Here is a 17,550-nt window from a genome sequence, read left to right as displayed (position 1 = left end):
AAGTTTCGGCTTTCGCGCAATATGTTCGAGACGCGACGTTACGTGGATTGGCGCGCGCTTTCCACTGCCTTGGTGATCGAGCGGAGATCCATGTCGCCTTGGTAGCGGACGCCGTTCAGGAACAGCGTGGGCGTTCCGCGGACGCCGCTCGCGCGGCCCGACTCCTCGTCCCGGGTGATCGGCGCCGCCTGCGCGGGTATGTCGGACCACGGCTCGACGTCCAGTTCGTCGGCGTAGCGGGCCAGGTCGGTGTCGGTCAGGAAGCGCTGGTTGTCGTAGAGGGTGTCGTGCATCTCCCAGAACCGGCCCTCCTTCGCCGCGGCCTCGGCGAGCAGCGCGGCGGGATACGCCCGAGGGTGGATGGTGCGGAGCGGGAAGTGCCGGAAGACCAGCCGCACGTCGCTGTTCTTCTGCAGTAGTTCGTCCAGGATCGGATGGAGACGTCCGCAGTAGGGGCACTCGAAGTCGCCGTACTCCACGATCGTCACCGGCGCGTCCGCCGGTCCCCGTACGTGGTCGTCCGGTCCCACGGGCTCGGTCAGCAACTCGGGCAGCTCCTCCTCGGGCTCGGCGTCGGGCGGCGCGCACACCCCGCCCCGGTCCCAGGCCAGCCGGAAGATCACCCCACCCAGCAGCGCCGCCAGCAGCGATCCGGCCAGAATGCCGATCTTCGCCTGGCTCTGCACCGCCGGGTCGTCGAAGGCCAGGTCCACGATGAACAGCGCCACCGTGAACCCGATGCCGGACACCGCCGCCCCGCCCAGCAACTGCCCCCATACGAGGTTTCCGGGCAGGATCCCCCAGCCGAACTTCAGCGGCAGCCAGGTGCCCAGCGAGATGCCGACGAACTTCCCCAGCAGCAGCCCGGCCGCCACCCCGAGCGTGATGGGCGACGTCATGGCCGTGCGCAGCGCTTCACCGTCGAACCGGACACCCGCGTTGGCCAGCGCGAAGATCGGCACGATCACGTAGCTGCTCCACGGGTGGAGAAGGAGCTGCAGCCGCTCGTTCACGGACACGGCGCGCCGCAGCGTGCGCGTCGCCTCCCTGGCCGCCTCCGCGCTCGGGTCGTTGGTGAACTCGTGCACGGCCTCGTCGGCGCGCAGCAACTTGGTGTCGGTGGGCGCGTACACGAACACCAGGATGCCCAGCGCGATGCCGATCAGCGTCGGATGCACGCCGCTCTCCAGCGTGGCCACCCACAGCGCGAACCCGAGCACGATGTACGCGGGCGGCCGCCAGATCCGCAGCCACCGCAACGTCATGATCGCCGCCAGCAGCCCCGCCGCGACCACCAGCGAGACGACGTCCAGGCTCTCGGTATAGAAGATCGCGATGATGATGATGGCCAGCACGTCGTCGACGATCGCCAGCGTCAGCAGGAACACCCGCAACGGCTCCGGGCAGCGCGCCCCCACGATGGCGAGCATGCCCAGCACGAACGCGGTGTCGGTGGCGATCGGCACTCCCCACCCACCGGCCCCGGGCCCACCCGCGTTCAGGGCCAGGTAGACACCGGCGGGCACCATCATCCCGCCCAGCGCGGCCACGGCCGGCACGCCGATCAGCCGCCGATCCCGCAACTGCCCGAGCCGGGCCTCGTACGAGATCTCCAGGCCGATGACGAAGAAGAAGACGGTCATGAGGCCGTCGTTGACCCAGTGGCGCAGGTCGAGGTCGAAGGAGGCGCTGCCGAACGACAGGCCCATGGTGGTGTGCCAGAAGGATTCGTAGGTGTCGCCCCAGGGCGAGTTGGCCCACAGCAGGGCGAGCAGGGTTGCCCCCAGCAGCACGCTGGTGCTGCCCGTCTCGGTCTTGAAGAATGCCCGCAACATGGTCCGACCCCCGAAGCCCGATCATAGGCTCCACGGCCTACTCGGGTCGCTATGGGGACAAACCGGACCGCTGATGGCCCCTGCCTCCGCCGCTCCACCGCGCTTCAGGCGGTGGAGCGGCGAGCCGTTGGTTCGAGCGCTTCCGGAGAGGGGCTGCTCGGGACGGGATCGCGCCGCTACCGGATGCTCATGAATTCGGGGTGGGTGTGGGGGTGGGGGTCGGGGTTTCCGAGACCGAGGTCGTCGGGTCGGGGGTCGGGGTTTTTGCCGGTGTCTCTGTCGGGGTCACGGTCTCTGTGGGGGTGGGGCAGACGGCCGGGGTTCGCCACTTCGGCTGGCCGGTCAACCACTGCTTCGGCGGCCACCAGTCGCGGTTGCGCCAGGACATTTTGGTGGGCCGCGACAGGTCGAAGACGTAAGCGGCCGTGGCCGCCGTCTCGCCGGTGCCGGCCGTGGGCGTGGGGGTGAGGGTTTCGGTGGGGGTGGGGGTGACGGATTCGGTGGGGGTGGGGGTGACGGATTCGGTAGGGGTGGTGGTGGCGGTTTCGGTGGGAGTAGTGGTGGGGGTTTCGGTGGCGGTGGGGGTCGGGGTTTCGGTGGGAGTCTCGGTGGGGGTGGTGGTTGTGGGGGCGGTTATGGTGGCGGTCACCGACACCCAGTCGCCTTCCCTGACCGCGCTGGTGCCGCGGCGGCCCGCGATCGTCCGGGTGGACTCGTCGATCGCGTACACCTTCTCGAAGCCGTCCTGGCTCTTCACGGTGATCGAGTCCTCAGCGACCGCGGTCGCCTGGCCGGTCTGGGCGAGCAGCGTGATGACGCCGCAGCCGTCCTTGGTCGCCACCGCGAACTCGCCGTGCATCGCGCCGACGAAGCCCCACGGGCTGATCGGCGGTAATGCGGGCGTGGTGGGTGACGGGGTCGGTGTCTCCGTGGGTGTCTCCGTGGGCGTCTCGGTGGGGGTCTCGCTGACCGTCGCCGTGGGAGTCGGCGATTCCGTCGGTGTCGTCGCCGTTCCCGACGCCGCCGCCGCGGACACTCCGATCCCGCCCGTCGCCACCAGCGCGATGGTCGCGGTGACGATCAGCGACCGTGGGACGCGCCTGCGTGGCTCGTCTGGTGCGATCGATGGTTCGTCGTTTGGTTGGTCAGAACTCGTTGGCGTCACTATGTCCTCCAGCTGAGTTGTTCCGATTCAATCCCGGCCGGTCTAAACCGGGAGTAAACCGGACGACTGCCGCATCCGAGGCTCGCTGCCCACCTGTACCGCTTGAAACCGGCTCTATTCGACTTAGCAGCGCTAAGCTGGCAGTCGATGGACAGCGACAAGCGGCCCCGGCTGAGCCGCGAGACGATGATCGAGACGGCGCTGCGGCTGCTCGACGAGGTCGGGCTGGAAGGGCTGACGGTGCGCCGGCTCGCCGCCGAGTTCGGCGTGCAGTCGCCGGCGCTCTACTGGCATATCCGCACCAAACAGCAGCTACTCGACGGGATGGCCGACGCGATCATCCTGGGCGCCGGGATGGGGCCGCCGCACGACGGCGAGTCCTGGCAGGAGTGGCTCGGCCGCCGCGCCCGCGCCTACCGCGACTCGCTGCTCGCCCACCGCGACGGTGCCCGGATCGTGTGCACCGCGGCTCAGCTCGGTCCGGCGACGGTCCGGATGTTCGACCAGGAGGTGGCCGGCATGGTGGGCCGCGGATTCACTCCGGTGCTGGCGCTGCGGACGATCACCAGCGTCGCCCACTATGTCAACGGGTTCGTCCTCCAGGTGCAGGGCGAGCGTTCTTCGGCTGCACCGGCGGACCTGCTCGCCGACCAGCTCGACGGCGGCACGTCGGCCCCGCTGATCGCGGCCCTGCTGGAGGGCGGCGACCCCCTCGGTGAGGAAGCCTTCGAACATGGGCTGGGCGTCCTCATCGACGGCACGGCCGCGGGCCTCCCTGACGCTGGAAGGCAATGAGCCCGGGCCCCGCGCGGCCCGGGCTCATTGGGTCATTACCGGGTGATCTTGACGTCGTCCACGCCCGCCTCGACCAGGCTCGCCCCTGACGCGTCGGCGGCCTCGATTAGGATGCGGACGCTCTGCCCGGCGAAGGCGGAGATGTCGGCGTTGGCCGTGCTCCAGGCTCCGTCACGGTTGCTCGCGGCCCCCAACTGCTGGAACACCGTGCTGGTAGTGCTCCCCACCACCCTGACGCGGAAGAAGTCGGCGGTGGAGGCGTTGCTGCCGTGCGCGAGATACCACGAGAGCGACAGCCTGAGCGTCCCGCCGGACGGCAAGGTGATCGCCGGCGACTGGATCGAGGTGGTGCCACCGTCTATGTCGAAGTCACCGGCGGCGGTGCCCGCGAGCCGGCCCGTCACCAGGTCGTTGGTGCCGCTCACCGTGGTGCCGAGCTGCTTGGCGCCGCTGGACGTCGTCGCCTCCGGGTCGCCGCGCTCCCACTGGCCGGTGGTCGCGGTGTCGGTGCCGCCGGCGTTGGTGACCCAGCCGGAGGCGGTCTCGAACGTGTCCGACCAGACGGTCGTGGGCGGTACGGCGGTGGCGATCGTCCAGACGGAGTACGCGATGGCGTCGGCGTTGCGGTCGAGCGCGGTGTCGTTGATGTTGGCGCTCGTGTCGCAGGAACGGTGGTAGCAGGCGTCGAACGCCTGGCCCGACGTACCGCCCCAGAGCTGCGCCTGCGCGCTCGACTTGATCCCCTCCGCGCCCGTGAACGTGCCGCCCGCCGCGATGCCGACGGCGATGAACGGGCCGTAGTCGGAGCGGCCGTCGAAGTCGGTGCCGCGGGTCGGGACGCCGATGGAGGAGAAGTACGCCGCCAGGGTCTGCTCCAGTTCCGCCGACCCGGCCGGGCCTGGCCCCGAGCCGACGCCGTCGGAGTTGTCGCCGTCGTAGAGGAAGTAGCCGGGGTTGGGGGAGCCGACCATGTCGAAGTTCAGGTACGCCTTGATCTTGGCGCGTTCGGTGGCGGGCAGGTTGTTCACGTAGAACTGTGAGCCGCGCAGGCCCAGCTCCTCGGCGCCCCACCAGGCGAAGCGCAGGTGCTTCGTGGGCTGCAGCGCCTGGCGTGAGACCTCCAGCGCCACCTCCAGGATCGACGCCGAGCCCGAGCCGTTGTCGTTGATGCCGGGGCCGGCGGTGACGCTGTCGAGGTGGGAGCCGGTCATGAGGATGTCGTTGGGGTCGCCGCCGGGCCAGTCGGCGATCACGTTGTAGCCGGTGGCGCCGTTGTAGGTGAAGGACTGCAGCGTCGTGGTGTACCCGGCGGCGTCGAGCTGGCCCTTGACGTAGTTGGCCGAGGCCAGGTAGCCGGGCCGGCCGTGCGCGCGGGTGCCGCCGTTGTTGGTGGCGATCGTCTGCAGCTGTGCCAGGTGGGCCTTGACGTTGGTGAGGGAGATGTTCGGCGGGGCGGCCGCGACGGCCGCTGACGCGGGCGCGCTGAGCGCCAGGGGCAAGGCCAGTGCGAGTGCGCCTAATGCTGCGAGGAGCTTCATCGGGTGCCTCCGTGGGGGGTGGACAGAGGGGAGATCGCTCGGTAGATCCCGGTCTGGGACGTTGGGCAAGCGCGGACAGCCCCGTAAACAGCCGCGCTGCCTGAACGTAACGAGCGGACCTCATCCTGAGAAGACCCATTTGTCACAACTGTCCAGCCACGCTCAATCCGAGCCTCAGGCCCGTACGGTGAGGACGGCGCGGGCCTGGCCGCCGTTCTGGCAGTAGACGACCACCGAGTACGTGCCTGCTCGGACGGCCTTGAACGACGGCGTCCAGGCGACGGTGGACGCCGGGGCGACCGCCCTGCGCGGGCTGAGGGCGCCGGAGGCCACGCCGCGGACCGTGGACCCGCCGCACACCGCCGTGACCGTCACCTGCCGGCCCACCCTGACCGAGGCGGGGCTGACTCCGGCGCCCGCGTTGATCGCCGACACGGCGATGCCACCGGGCTGCTGCGCCGGAGGGGCGCCGGTCGGGGCGGCCGTGGGCTTGGTCGTGGGCGTCGCGGTGGTGGTCGGCGCTGTGGTCGGGGGCGTCGTCGTCGGGGTGGTCGTGCCGCCGCCGAAGGTCACGTCCGAGCAGGAGTAGAACGCCTCGGGGCTGTCGCTGCGCTGCCAGATGGCGTAGATCAGATGGCGGCCCTGCTTGGCGGGGAGCTTGCCCTGGAGGGTGTAGGCGCCGTCCGTCAGAGCGGGGTCCCGCTGGGTGAGGAACGGCTTCGACTCCAGGTCCGACCACTTGAGCGGCTTCGAGGGGTCGTAGCCGTCCTTCGTGACGTACAGGTCGAAGGAGCCCTTGTGCGGAGCGGTGGCCCGGTAGCGGAAGGTGAACGACGCGCCGCTCGCCATGCCGGTGGCGGGCCAGTCGGCGCGCGCCTGGTCGAAGCCGCGGTACTTGTCGCGGCCCGCGCTGCACAGCTTGCCGTCCGGGATGATCTCGCGGTGCCTGCCCGCGGCGTTCGCCAGGTTGACCTCGTTCCAGTCGTAGAGCGGCTGGGTGCCGCCGATTTCCACGGCCTTCTTGCAGGCCGCGGACTTGGGGCTCTCCGGGTTCTCGCTGAAGCAGACCATGGTCCGGCTGGGCGGGTTGTTCATGGTGCCGTGGGCGTCGGCGGCGCCGGGCGCGACGGTCAGGACGAACAGCGTGGGCGCGGTCAGGACGGCGGCGGCGATGGCCTTGCGGTTGATCTGCATGTAGATCACGCTGAAGCATGAAAAAGGGTGAAAAATGCTCTTTAAACAGCTCTTAAGGTTGGCTTAGGCGGCTTTTCAGTACGGCGGATCCAGACCTGCACCTGGGCCCCGCCCAGCGACGAGCGGTCCAGCCGGAGCGACCCGCCGGACGACTCCGCCAGCCGGCGGGCGATGTCGAGGCCGAGCCCGGTCGAGCCCGCGCCGCTGGTGCCCCGCTCCAGCGCCGCCTCCGGATCGGCGATGCCGGGACCGGCGTCGGAGATCAGGATGCCGACCGTGTCCTTGCCCTCATGCAGGGACACGCTGAACGCGGTGCCCTCGGCGGTGTGCCGGAACACGTTGCCGAGCAGCGCGTCCACCGCCGCCGTCAGCTCGGCCGCGGGCACCGGCACCCGTACCGGCAGGGTCGCGCCGATGAGCTGCCACGGCCGCTGCTGGTCCTCCGCCAGCGCCGACCAGAACGTCAGCCGGTCACGCAGCACCTGTGCCGCGTCGCAGGCCCGGTCGGCGCGCGACGGCCGCCTGGCCGCGGAGATGATCGTGTCCACCTCGCCCTCCAGCCGGGCAAGCGCCTGCCTGCTCGGCTCGGCCTGCGTACCGAGCTGGTCGAGGCTGAGCCGGAGCGCGGTGAGCGGTGTACGCAGCCGGTGGGACAGGTCGGCGGCCAGCTCGCGTTCAGCGGCGAGCAGGTGCGTGACCCGGTTGGCCATCGCGTTGAACGCCGTGGCCGCCGCGACCAGCTCCGGCGGTCCCTCGGGATGGATGCGCTCGCTCAGGTCGCCCGCGCCCAGCGCGGTGGCCGCCGAGCCGAGGCGGCGGGCCGAGCGGACCACGCGGGCGCCCAGCCGGTCGCCGACCAGTACCGAGCCGAGCACGAGCACCACGGCCACGCCGGTCAGCACCGCCCAGGACGTGCCGACCCCACGGTTCAGGTCGTCGGCCGGCACGAACACCTCGATCACCGCGCCCCGGTCGCCGTCCAGCGCGACCGGCCGGAGCAGCACCTGGCCCGCCGGCAGCTCGACGGTGCCGGCCCTGGTCTGCGCCGCCGCCCGCGCCACGTCGGCGGCCGGGGCGCGGGACGTGCCCGCGGTCGGGCCGCCCTTGACATGGATGGCGAGCAGGCCGCGCCGGCCCGCGTCGGTGCGGGCCATCGCGTGGGCGAGGTCCTCCGTCTTGGTGGTCAGGGCCAGCACGGGGACCAGCGCCGACGCCTGGCGCTCCGCGCCGGCCACCGCCCTGCTCCGCGCGGTCTCCTTGACGATCAGGGCGAGCGGCACCAGGAAGGCCAGCGCCACCATCGAGGTGACGGCGACCATCAGCACGGCCAGGGCCCGCCTCATCGGGGTGCGGACAGCATGACGCCGACACCTCGGACGGTATGCAGGTAGCGGGGGTTCGAGGCGCTTTCGCCGAGCTTGCGGCGCAACCACGACAGGTGCACGTCGATGGTCTGATCGTCCCCGTACGCCTGGTGCCAGACCTCGGTCAGCAGCTCCTTGCGGGTGACGACCCGGTCGGCCCGCGCGGCGAGGTAGGCGAGCAGGTCGAACTCGCGCCTGGTCAGCGTGAGCGGCCCGCCGTCCAGCTCCGCCGCCCGCCGGTTGGCGTCGACGACCAGCCCGCCCACGCGCAGCACCTGCGGCGGTGGCGCGGACCTGGCCCGGCGCAGCACGGCGTCCAGCCGGGCGCCCAGGTGCCCGCCGGAGAACGGCTTGACCAGGTAGTCGTCGGCGCCCGCTTCCAGCAGCCGGACGATCTCGGTCTCGTCGTCGCGGGCCGTGGCCACGATGACCGGTACGTCGGAGATGCCGCGCACCATCTTCAGCGCCTCCGAACCGTCGAGGTCGGGCAGGCCGAGGTCGAGGATGACGGCGTCCGGCGGGTGCTGCGAGATCTCCCGCAGCGCGTCCAGGGCGCAGCCCGCGCTGCGCACCACGTGCTGCCGGCCGGCCAGCTCGCGGATGATCGCCGATCGGACGAATTCATCATCTTCGACTACAAGAACCGTCGCCATTCACCCCACCCGTACATAATCCTTGTCATGCGTCGCGCCTTTAGATACGTCGTGATCTGGTGTGGAGCCACCTTGGTCGCGATCTCAGTGTCGTGGTTCGGGGTGCGCGGCGTCTTGCGTACCGAGTTCGTGGACGATGTCCAAGTTGAGCCGTTTGTGGCGCAGGCGGTCTCGGACGGCGACCGTACTCCCTCGTCAACGCCCACACCCACCAAAACGCCCACCCCAACCCCCACGCGCACCAAGACGCCCACATCCACCCTGACTAGCACCAAGTCGCCCACCCCAACCCCAACCCGCACCAAGCCCGCGGTGCGGAACACGCCGGCGCCCGCACCCACGAGGACTCCGAAGAACCTGCGGGTGGTGTCGGTGAAGGGCGGGGAGGTGGCGTTCACGCTGGGCCCCGAGGGCTGCCGGCTGGTGTCGGCCACGCCCAGGGGCGGCTACACGGCCAAGGTCGCCAGGAACACCGGCTGGATCAGGGTGGACCTGGTCAAGGGCGAGCACGGCTCGGGCGTGTGGTGCATCAGCGGCGAGCAGCGTACGGACACCTGGGAGTACTGACGCTCGCTACTGCGGACGGCGTAGCCGAGCCATCGACCTGGGGCCGATTCCGGTCACCGCGCGAGGTGCCAGCGTTAGGGCATGGACGCACTGCGGAAAGCGCTGGGAGCCCTTTCGGTGGCCTATGCGCTGATCTTCTTCTGCGCGGCGCTGCTGCACACCGGGCTCAGGCTCGGCCCGCTGCAGGACGCCGTGATCGTACCGGCGTCGATCGTGGAGACGTTCTGTGGCGTGGTCCTGCTCATCGGCGCCCGTGGCGCGCTGACCGGCCGGCCGTGGGCGTGGGACGGGCTGATCTACACGCACGCGGCGGCGCTGGCCGGGGTGCTGATGGGGATACTCGCGCTGGCGTTCGGCGCGGCCGAGACGACCGCGCTGAACACCTGGTATCACCGCACGATGGCGACGCTGCTCATCGCGGGCCTGGCCGGCGCGCTCTACACGTCCAGGCTGCGCAGGTAGGCGTCGGCCTCGGCGACGTGGTCCTCGGTGAAGACGCGGATCCCGTGGAGCTCCAGCAGCGCCGTGGTGACGCCCTGGCCGGGCGTGCGGCGGCCCTGGAACGTGCCGTCATAGATGGTCAGCGCGCCGCACGAGGGGCTGCCCTCTTTCAGCACCGCCACCCGTACGCCGAAGGACCGCGCGACGGCGAGTGCCGACTGCGCGCCCGACAGGAACTCGGCCGTGACGTCGGACCCGTCGGCGGTGAGCACGCGGGCCGCCCCCGACAGCACGGCCGCGCCGCTCACCCCGCCCTCGATCTCGGCGGCCGGGCGGGGGACCGGCAGCCCGCCCTCCACCTCGGGGCAGAACGGCACCAGGCGGCCCTCCTCGCGCCAGGCGGCGAGCAGCGCGTCGGCGCTGGTCTTGGCGCCGCCGTCATAGCGCACCCGCCGGCCCATCAGGCAGGCGCTGACGAGGACTCTTTCCATACTGACGATCCTATGAGCGCGATAGGTACCAGCGAGACGGCGGCCAGCGCGATCGCGCAGCCGAACGCGTACGTGAACGGCTCCGCGACGCCCGCCCTGGTGAAGACCTGCAGCAGCACGGCCAGCAGCGCCACGCCGAACGACGACGCCAGCACCACGCCCGCCGCCCCGACCCCGCGCGGCCCGCTCCGGTCGGTGAGCTTGCCGGCGATCGGCATGGTCAGGGCGGCGCCGGCGCCCATCGGCGCCAGCAGCAGCCCCGCGTCGAGCGCGTCGCCGCCCTGGGCGAGCTGGCTGTAGAGCGGGACGAGCACGGTCACGCCGAACAGCGCGGCCGAGTAGCAGATCAGCGCGGCCACCGCGGCGGCGAACGTCCGGTCGCCGAACAGCCGCAGGTCCAGCAGCCCGCCCGGAGTCCGCCCCGCCCGCACCGCGAACACCGCCACCAGCGCGAGCCCGCCCCCCAGTGCCGGATGGGCGAGCGAGGCGCCGTTGCCCACCTCCGACAGGCCGAAGACCAGCGCGGCCAGGCCGGGGGAGAGCAACGCCAGACCGAGCACGTCCAGGCGGCTGTCACCGCTCGGGCGCCCGCCGGGCAGCAGCTTGATCGCGGCGAGCAGGGCGATGACGCAGACGGGTAGGTTCACCAGGAACAGCCAGCGCCAGTCGAGGTTCTCCACGATCACGCCGCCGAGCAGGGGCCCGAGCACCGGGGCCAGCATCGCGGGCACCGAGATCATGGCCATGCCCCGGCCCATCCGGTCCTGGCCCGCGGCCTGGGCGATCATCGCCTGGCCGACCGGCATGAGCAGGCCGCCGCCCAGCCCCTGCACCGCGCGGAAGGCGATCAGGGCGCCCACCGACCAGGCCGCGGCGCTCAGGGCGGAGCCGCCGGCGAACAGCGCCAGCGAGGTCAGCCAGACCGCCTTCGTCCCGAACCGGCCGACCGCCCAACCGGTGGCCGGGATCGACATGGACAGGGCCAGCAGATAGCCGGTGATCACCCACTGCATGGTGGACAGCGTCGTGTGGAAGTCGCGGGCCAGGGCGTTGACCGCCACGTTCATGATCGTCGTGTCGAGGATCGTCATGATCACACCCAGCAGGACCACCAGGCCGGTCGTCTTGAGGGGATCTCGTACGCTGTATCGCATAACGTACACCGTAACACCAATCGTACGGTGTATCGCCTCGCTTAGACTGAGCCCGTGAGTTCCGTCTGGTCGCGGCCCGCGCCGCAGCGACGTCCCGCGCTGACCCGGGAGGCGATCGTGGCCGCCGCGATCGTGATCGCCGACGCCGAAGGGCTGGGGGCGGTCTCGATCCGGCGGGTGGCCACCGAGTTGGGCGCCCGCGCGATGACGCTCTACTCCTACATCGAGCGCAAGGAAGACCTGCTCGACCTGATGGCCGACGAGGTCGCCGCCGAGGTGCTGATCGACGAGCCGCTGCCGGAAGACTGGCGCGCGGCGATCCTGACCATCGCCCGGCGCGAGCGGGAGGTCGTACGCCGGCATCCGTGGCGGGTCGACCTGGTCGCCCAGCGCGTCTCCGTCGGGCCGAACGGCCTGCGCCATGTCGAGCAGTCGCTGGCCGCGCTCGACGGGCTGGAGGTGGACCAGCTGACCAAGTGGCGGATCCTGGCCACGGTTGACGACTACTCGCTGGGCTACATCATCCGCGAGTCGCTGGAGCGCGCCGCGCCCCGCACGATGGGCGTCAACGACGCCGAGCGGGCCGCCATCGCCGAGCCCTACATAGGGGAGCTGGTCGCGAGTGGCGCGTTCCCCCGGCTCGCGCCGCTGATCGAGGGCGGCGTGGCGGGCGCCGACGACACCTACGAGCGGGGGCTCAACTGGCTGCTGGACGGAATCGAGGGCGACCTACCCGGGCGATAACCTTTTCCCGATGAACACCACCGTCGCCACGATCGTGATCGTCGGCTCGCTGCTGCTCGCGCTGGCGAGCCTGATCACCGCGATCCGCAACCGGTCCATGGGCATGATCCTGCTCATCGGGTTCGCCGTGCTGGAGGTGGCGGTGCTGGTCCAGGCGGGCATCGTGATCGCCGCGGTCGTCGGCGGCCAGGGTCCGGCCGCGAAGGCCACGCTCTACGGCTACCTCGCCGGCCAGGCGGTCATCCCGCCCGCGGGGGTCTTCCTCGCGCTGGCCGAGCGGAGCCGGTGGGGGCCGGCGATCCTGGTCGTGGCCGGGTTCGCGATCGCGGTGATGACGGGCCGGCTGCTGCAGATCTGGCAGGGCCTCCCGTGACCGCGCCGTCACTCGGCAGCGGGCCGGGGCGGGCGCTCGTCGCCGTCTACGGGCTCTTCGCGCTCGCCGCGGGCTCGCGGGCCACGGTGCAGATCATCACCCGGTTCGGGGAGGCGCCGCTGGCCTACACGCTGTCGGCGTTCGCCGCGCTGGTCTACATCCTGCTGACCGTCGCGCTGATCCGTGGCGCGCGCACCCTCGCGCTGGCGGCGCTGGGCGTCGAGCTGGCGGGCGTGCTGCTCATCGGCACGGCCAGCGTCCTCGATCCGGCCGCCTTTCCCGAGGCAACCGTCTGGTCGGTTTATGGGAAGGGTTACCTGTTCATCCCGCTGGTCCTGCCGTTCGTCGGCCTCTACTGGCTGTTGCGCAGGCGTTAACCGATTGCGGGCCTGGGCAGGGGCCACCCCCATGAGCACGATCGAGCACTCAGTGGATGTCCAGGTCCCCGTCAGGGTGGCATACAACCAATGGACGCAGTTCGAGAGCTTCCCCGAGTTCATGGAGGGTGTCGAATCCGTCAAGCAACTCAGCGACACGCGTACGGCGTGGGTGACCGAGATCGCGGGAGTGAAGCGCGAGTTCGAGGCCGAGATCACCGAGCAGCATCCGGACGAGCGGGTCGCCTGGCGGTCGACCGACCGTCCGCACCAGGCGGGTGTGGTGACCTTCCACCACCTCGACCCGAACACGACCAGGGTCACGCTCCAGATGGAGTACGACCCCGAGGGGTTCATCGAGACGGCCGGCGACTGGCTGCAGATCGTCCGCCTGCGCATCAGGAACGACATGGAACGCTTCAAGTCGTTCATCGAGTCGCGCGGCGGCGAGACCGGCGGCTGGCGCGGCGAGGTGCCAGGACCGCACCAGAGCGGCTCCGGCTACGAACCCGGCGACCAGCCGGTGCCGCCCGGGACCGGGGGCCAGCTGCCGCCCGGCACCATCGGCGGCGGCGGCGAGTTCCCCGGGGGCGCCACGCTCCCGCCGCCCGGCCCGGTGCCCGGCCCGCCGCCTCCGCGTAACGAGCAGCCGCCGCCCGTCCTTTGACGGTGTGACGACAAGCCCCCCGAGCGTTTCGGGGGGTTTCGTCATGGTCTGGAATAAATGTGCGTTTCGGCCCTGTTAAGATGGCGATTCATCCCATGACTTGATGAGTGGAGGAAACGCCCCCGCATGAGTGTGCTCGCCCAAGAGACCAAAGGCAGATCCCTCGTCTGGCTCCTCGTGCTGGGTATCGTCCTCGCGGCGCTCAACCTGCGCACCGCCGTGACCAGCGTGGGCCCCCTACTCGACCAGCTCGCCGGCGCGCTCGGCATGTCCAGCGTCGGCACCGGCCTGCTGACCACGCTGCCGGTACTGGCCTTCGCCACGGTCGGCGCGGTCACGCCCACGCTGGCCCGGCGCGTGGGCGAGCACCGGCTGCTGCTGCTCGCGCTCGTCACGCTCGGCACGGGCATGCTCGTGCGGTCGCTGGTCGACTCCGCACCGGTGTTCCTGCTGACCAGCGCGGTCGCGCTGTCGGGCGGAGCCGTCGGCAACGTGCTCATCCCGACGCTGATCAAGCGCCACTTCCCGGCCAGAACCGGGATCATGACCACCGTCTACACCGTCGCGCTCGCCGTCGGCACCATGCTCGCCGCCGCGGCCACCGTGCCGATCGAGCGCGCGTCGGGTGACTGGCACATCGCGCTCGGCGTGTGGGCGGCCCTGGCCGCCGTGGCCGCCATTCCGTGGCTTGCGCTCCTGCGCAGTGAGCCGGAGCGGCACACCGGCCGGGGGGACGCGGGCATTCGCCGGCTTGCCCGGAGCAAGCTGGCCTGGATGGTCGCGCTCTACTTCGGCAGCCAGTCCATGATCGCGTACATCATGTTCGGCTGGCTCGCCACCATCCTCACCGAAGGCGGCTACACCACCGGCCAGGCCGGGCTGGTGCTCGGTGTGTTCACCGCGCTGAGCATCCCGGTCTCGATCCTGGTGCCCGTCATCGCCTCGCGCTTCGCCGACCAGCGGCCCGTCGTCGTCGGGCTCGTCGCCTGCTACGCCGTCGGCTTCGCCGGGCTGTGGCTCGCGCCGATCTCGACGGCGCCGGTCTGGGTGACGTTCGTGGCGATCGGTATGGGGTCGTTCCCGCTGGCGCTGATGATGCTCGCCCTGCGCACCCGTACGCCGGAGTCCACCGCCGCGCTGTCGGCGTTCGGGCAGAGCGCCGGGTACCTGATCGCGGGTGCGGGGCCGCTGCTCGTGGGGGTGCTGCACCAGATGACCGGTGGGTGGACGCTGCCGTACGCGCTGATCTTCGGGGTGCTGGTCGTGCAGCTCTTCACCGGCCTGTACGCGGGACGGAACCGCTACCTCGAGGACGAGTCCTCGTCGCTGAACGACGAGCGCGTGCCTGCCACAATAGGCGGATGAATTCGACAGTCGTCACCTTCCCCGACGGTCATGTCAGTGGCCGTTCGGAGATCGTCGGGGTCGTGCCGGCGGGGGGCCGGCACGGCCTCGTCGTCGCCGAAACTCCGTTCCACCCGCTTGATCACACCTGGCCGGACCAACCGGCGGACCGGGGCACGATCGGCGGGCTGCCGGTGGCCGACTGCGTCACGGGGGCCCAGTCGGGCACCGGCGAGATCTTCCTCGGCCCCGACATCCCCGTACGCCGGGGCACCGAGGGCTGGGCCTGGCTGGTCGTCCACGTGACCGATACCCCGCTGCCCGTGGGGACCGAGGTGGCGCTGGAGGTGGACCCCGGCCATCGGGCGGCGCTGTCGGCCGGGCACACAGCCTGCCACCTGGCCGCGCTCGCACTCAACGCCGCCCTGGCCGGGCACTGGCGCAAGCCGGTGGCGCCGGACGGGCTCGGCCACCCGGACTTCGACCAGAGCGCGATCACCTCGTCGCGGATCTCCCCCTTCGGCAGCGAGGATGTCTACCGTCTCGGCAAGTCCCTGCGTAAGAAGGGGTTCTCCGCCGACGGGCTGGAGCTCTCGCGGGTCGCCGCGGACGTGAACGACCGGCTCAAGACGTGGGTCGCGGCCGACGCGGCGGTCTGGCTCGACGTGCCGGGGCCCGGGCTGACGGCCCGCCGTACGTGGCACTGCGCGCTGCCGGAAGGCGAGACGTCGATCCCGTGTGGCGGTACGCATGTTCGGCGTGCGGGGGAGCTCGGGGCCGTTACGGTCGCTCTGTCTCTGGAGGATGCCGCGCTGACCATGCGCACCACTAGCTCCCTTTGAGGGCCTTCAGGAAGGCCAACACCCGCTTCCACGCGTCCGCGCAGGCCTCCTCGTGCTCGGCGACGCTGGCGTCGAAGAAGCCGTGCGGGGCGCCCGGGTAGGTGATCAGCTCGTGCTCCACCCCCGCCTCCGTCAGCGCCGCACCGAACTCGCGCACCTGCTCACCCGTGATCCCGTGATCGGCGCCCCCGAACAGGCCCAGGATCGGCGCGCTCAACTCGGCCGCGTGCTGGGTCGGCCCTGGGCCGTACGGGCCCGCGATGCCCGGTGCGCCGTAGAAGCCGATCACGCCCGCGAACCCGAAGCGCGGCGCCGATGCGAAGAACGCGTTGCGCCCGCCCATGCAGAACCCGAGCGCCACCGCCGGCCTGCCCAGCCGATCGGCCGCGGCCATGATGTCGTCCTGGATCGTCTGCCTGCCGAGCTTGGAGACGTGCTCCATGATGGGGAAGCCATCGCCCCGCTCGTCGTCGGTGGCGGTCCTGCCGTAGTAGTCGATGGCGATGGCCGGGTGGCCCTGTTCGGCCAGTCGTAGGGCGAGCTGTTTGTAGAAGTCGTGCAGCCCGCGTACGTCGGGCAGGATGACCACGCCCGGCCCGCGGACGTCGTCGGGCCGAGCCTCGTAGGCGGCGAACGTGGTGCCGTCGGCCGAGGTCAGCCTGGTGCCGGAGGCCGTCGTGCCGGTGATGGGGGCGGCGTGGGCAGGCGGTTTCGCGTCATTGTCGTAACACATGGTGCGGTGAAATTACCAAAGCCAGATTGATAAAGCTAGGCTTGCTTTATGCTCGCGAAAGATCTGCGGCTCGCGGTCGGGCGGTTGGCCCGGCGTATCCGCCAGCTGTACACAAATGCCTCGGACGATGATGTTTCCTTCACCGAGCTCGCGGTCCTGTCGCGGCTGGAGCGGGAAGGGCCGCACACCTCGGCCCAACTGGCCAACCTGGAGAAGGTGACCGCCCAGGCGATCGGCACGGTGCTGGGCGGGTTGCATCGCCGTGGCATGGTGTCGCGCGGGCCTGACCCGGTCGATGGGCGGCGGGTCATCACCGTGATCACGGATGCCGGGCGTGGCGCGCTGGACAGCCGCGAACAGGTCATCACTGAGCGCTTGGCCGCGGTTGTCGACACGCTCACCGAGGAGGAACGGTGTCGTCTGGCCGCCGCTCTGCCCATCCTGGTCACCCTGGCGGAACGCCTCTGATGCTCTGTCAGCATCTGTTGACAAGTGGCCGCTTGTCAGCGCATGCTGACACCATGAAGGTCAACGAGCTGGCCGACGCGGCCACTGATCGCGACCCCGGCGTGGGCCTGGCGGCCGTCGCCGCGCTGCGGGCTCTGCTGGAGGAGCTTGAGGCCACGCACGTGTCCAACGCCCGGGACCAGGGGTGGTCCTGGGAGCAGATCGCCGACGCCCTCGGGGTCAGGCGGCAGTCCGCCCACCGTAAGCACGCCCGCAGGATCGGAAGGTAACCGCATGCTCGCCAGATTCACCGACTCCGCCCGCCGCGTGCTGATCAGGGCCGGCACGCTGGCCCTCGACGCGGGACGTCCGGCGCTCACCCCTGACCTGCTGCTGCTCGCCCTGGCCGAGATTCGGCCGTTCTCGCTGGCCGGCTTCACCGTGACGGCTGAGGACGTTCGAGGGCAGGTCGATCTCGGTGACCGCCGTGAGCTGCTCGCCACCCTGGGGATCGATCTGGCCGAGGTGCACCGCCGTACGAGGGCGGGGACTTCCGATCCTGCGCGGTGGCGGTTGACGCGGTCGCGCCTCAAGCCGCTGCGGGTCACCCTGCACGGGCCGTTGGGTTCGGTTCCGCTCGCCATGCACGCGCGGAAGGTGATGGAGGTGGCGATGTGGCAGCCGGGGGCGGTCACGGGCGAACGGCTGCTGTGGGGGCTGCTGGCCGACTACTCGAACGGGGCGGGGCGGATCTTGCGGGCCGGTGGGGTGGATCTGCGGGCGCTGGTGGAGGAGACGGGGATGCCGATGGCTCGGACGGCTTGAA

At 70.9% G+C, this 17,550-nt stretch carries 21 protein-coding genes; 12 read left to right on the top strand and 9 right to left on the bottom strand.

Translation table 11 applies throughout. The features are described from left to right. Positions 1–38: 38 nt before the first annotated feature. Together nhaA and AB0B91_RS39800 are read right to left on the bottom strand one after the other, a co-directional pair. Positions 39–1,835, bottom strand: coding sequence for a Na+/H+ antiporter NhaA (nhaA, locus tag AB0B91_RS39805; RefSeq protein ID WP_358331380.1), 1,797 nt, complete (start codon positions 1,833–1,835; stop codon positions 39–41). A gap of 187 nt (positions 1,836–2,022) precedes the next feature. Then, complete coding sequence (locus AB0B91_RS39800; protein WP_358331377.1) at positions 2,023–2,892, bottom strand: hypothetical protein; 870 nt, start codon at positions 2,890–2,892, stop codon at positions 2,023–2,025. Between the two features lie 255 nt (positions 2,893–3,147). Between AB0B91_RS39800 and AB0B91_RS39795 the strand changes: the two genes are divergently transcribed. Beyond that, positions 3,148–3,795, top strand: coding sequence for a TetR/AcrR family transcriptional regulator C-terminal domain-containing protein (locus tag AB0B91_RS39795; RefSeq protein ID WP_358331374.1), 648 nt, complete (start codon positions 3,148–3,150; stop codon positions 3,793–3,795). A 35-nt stretch (positions 3,796–3,830) separates the two neighbouring features. On the opposite strand, the gene AB0B91_RS39790 is transcribed toward AB0B91_RS39795, so the two are convergent. The 4 genes from AB0B91_RS39790 to AB0B91_RS39775 all read right to left on the bottom strand — a co-directional run bounded on the left by AB0B91_RS39790 (position 3,831) and on the right by AB0B91_RS39775 (position 8,544). Continuing rightward, on the bottom strand, positions 3,831–5,333 hold the full coding sequence (locus tag AB0B91_RS39790) for a M28 family peptidase (RefSeq protein ID WP_358331371.1): 1,503 nt from the start codon (positions 5,331–5,333) through the stop codon (positions 3,831–3,833). 174 nt (positions 5,334–5,507) lie between these two features. Continuing rightward, a complete protein-coding gene (locus tag AB0B91_RS39785) occupies positions 5,508–6,527 on the bottom strand; it encodes a lytic polysaccharide monooxygenase (RefSeq protein ID WP_358331474.1) in 1,020 nt (339 codons plus the stop codon). Positions 6,528–6,568: 41 nt separating this feature from the next. Beyond that, positions 6,569–7,870, bottom strand: coding sequence for a HAMP domain-containing sensor histidine kinase (locus tag AB0B91_RS39780; protein ID WP_358331368.1), 1,302 nt, complete (start codon positions 7,868–7,870; stop codon positions 6,569–6,571). Continuing rightward, a complete protein-coding gene (locus tag AB0B91_RS39775) occupies positions 7,867–8,544 on the bottom strand; it encodes a response regulator transcription factor (protein WP_358331365.1) in 678 nt (225 codons plus the stop codon). The genes AB0B91_RS39780 and AB0B91_RS39775 overlap by 4 nt, the downstream gene beginning before the upstream one ends. A gap of 312 nt (positions 8,545–8,856) precedes the next feature. Here AB0B91_RS39775 and AB0B91_RS39770 point away from each other — a divergent pair, with 312 nt between their 5' ends. Then, positions 8,857–9,111 carry a hypothetical protein gene (locus tag AB0B91_RS39770; RefSeq protein ID WP_358331362.1) on the top strand — a complete coding sequence of 85 codons (255 nt, stop codon included), beginning with the start codon at positions 8,857–8,859 and terminating at the stop codon, positions 9,109–9,111. 81 nt (positions 9,112–9,192) lie between these two features. Continuing rightward, positions 9,193–9,573: a hypothetical protein gene (locus AB0B91_RS39765; RefSeq protein WP_358331359.1), complete on the top strand. Its 381-nt coding sequence runs from the start codon at positions 9,193–9,195 to the stop codon at positions 9,571–9,573. Here AB0B91_RS39765 and AB0B91_RS39760 read toward each other — a convergent pair. Both AB0B91_RS39760 and AB0B91_RS39755 read right to left on the bottom strand, forming a co-directional pair. Next, positions 9,549–10,043: a DUF523 domain-containing protein gene (locus AB0B91_RS39760; protein ID WP_358331356.1), complete on the bottom strand. Its 495-nt coding sequence runs from the start codon at positions 10,041–10,043 to the stop codon at positions 9,549–9,551. The genes AB0B91_RS39765 and AB0B91_RS39760 overlap by 25 nt on opposite strands. Continuing rightward, positions 10,013–11,197: a DHA2 family efflux MFS transporter permease subunit gene (locus AB0B91_RS39755; protein ID WP_358331353.1), complete on the bottom strand. Its 1,185-nt coding sequence runs from the start codon at positions 11,195–11,197 to the stop codon at positions 10,013–10,015. The genes AB0B91_RS39760 and AB0B91_RS39755 overlap by 31 nt, the downstream gene beginning before the upstream one ends. A 54-nt stretch (positions 11,198–11,251) precedes the next feature. On the opposite strand from AB0B91_RS39755, the gene AB0B91_RS39750 reads away from it, so the two are divergent. From AB0B91_RS39750 to AB0B91_RS39725, 6 genes are all read left to right on the top strand, one after another. Further along, on the top strand, positions 11,252–11,941 hold the full coding sequence (locus AB0B91_RS39750; protein WP_358331350.1) for a TetR/AcrR family transcriptional regulator C-terminal domain-containing protein: 690 nt from the start codon (positions 11,252–11,254) through the stop codon (positions 11,939–11,941). Positions 11,942–11,951: 10 nt separating this feature from the next. Then, positions 11,952–12,314 carry a hypothetical protein gene (locus AB0B91_RS39745; RefSeq protein WP_358331347.1) on the top strand — a complete coding sequence of 121 codons (363 nt, stop codon included), beginning with the start codon at positions 11,952–11,954 and terminating at the stop codon, positions 12,312–12,314. Then, positions 12,311–12,691: a hypothetical protein gene (locus AB0B91_RS39740; RefSeq protein WP_358331344.1), complete on the top strand. Its 381-nt coding sequence runs from the start codon at positions 12,311–12,313 to the stop codon at positions 12,689–12,691. Before AB0B91_RS39745 ends, AB0B91_RS39740 begins: the two co-directional genes overlap by 4 nt. A gap of 31 nt (positions 12,692–12,722) precedes the next feature. Continuing rightward, positions 12,723–13,358, top strand: a complete 636-nt coding sequence (locus AB0B91_RS39735; RefSeq protein WP_358331341.1) for an SRPBCC family protein — start codon at positions 12,723–12,725, stop codon at positions 13,356–13,358. A gap of 126 nt (positions 13,359–13,484) precedes the next feature. Further along, complete coding sequence (locus tag AB0B91_RS39730; RefSeq protein ID WP_358331338.1) at positions 13,485–14,723, top strand: MFS transporter; 1,239 nt, start codon at positions 13,485–13,487, stop codon at positions 14,721–14,723. Further along, positions 14,720–15,544, top strand: a complete 825-nt coding sequence (locus AB0B91_RS39725; protein ID WP_358331335.1) for a metal-dependent hydrolase — start codon at positions 14,720–14,722, stop codon at positions 15,542–15,544. The genes AB0B91_RS39730 and AB0B91_RS39725 overlap by 4 nt, the downstream gene beginning before the upstream one ends. Here the strand turns inward: AB0B91_RS39725 and AB0B91_RS39720 are convergent. Then, positions 15,531–16,277: a dienelactone hydrolase family protein gene (locus AB0B91_RS39720; protein WP_358331332.1), complete on the bottom strand. Its 747-nt coding sequence runs from the start codon at positions 16,275–16,277 to the stop codon at positions 15,531–15,533. The two genes, AB0B91_RS39725 and AB0B91_RS39720, sit on opposite strands and share 14 nt — an antisense overlap. A gap of 48 nt (positions 16,278–16,325) precedes the next feature. On the opposite strand from AB0B91_RS39720, the gene AB0B91_RS39715 reads away from it, so the two are divergent. The 3 genes from AB0B91_RS39715 to AB0B91_RS39705 are packed head-to-tail and all read left to right on the top strand — an operon-like array spanning position 16,326 to position 17,549. Further along, complete coding sequence (locus tag AB0B91_RS39715) at positions 16,326–16,745, top strand: MarR family transcriptional regulator (protein WP_358331329.1); 420 nt, start codon at positions 16,326–16,328, stop codon at positions 16,743–16,745. Positions 16,746–16,798: 53 nt separating this feature from the next. After that, positions 16,799–17,014: a helix-turn-helix domain-containing protein gene (locus AB0B91_RS39710; RefSeq protein WP_219532065.1), complete on the top strand. Its 216-nt coding sequence runs from the start codon at positions 16,799–16,801 to the stop codon at positions 17,012–17,014. Between the two features lie 4 nt (positions 17,015–17,018). Further along, positions 17,019–17,549: a Clp protease N-terminal domain-containing protein gene (locus AB0B91_RS39705; protein WP_358331325.1), complete on the top strand. Its 531-nt coding sequence runs from the start codon at positions 17,019–17,021 to the stop codon at positions 17,547–17,549. Position 17,550: the final 1 nt, after the last annotated feature.

The organism is Nonomuraea sp. NPDC049141, from assembly GCF_040648415.1.
In the GTDB taxonomy this organism is placed as follows: Bacteria; Actinomycetota; Actinomycetes; order Streptosporangiales; family Streptosporangiaceae; genus Nonomuraea.
The sequence above is the reverse complement of the archived record's forward strand: the minus strand, read 5'-3'. Positions and strand labels throughout refer to the sequence as shown.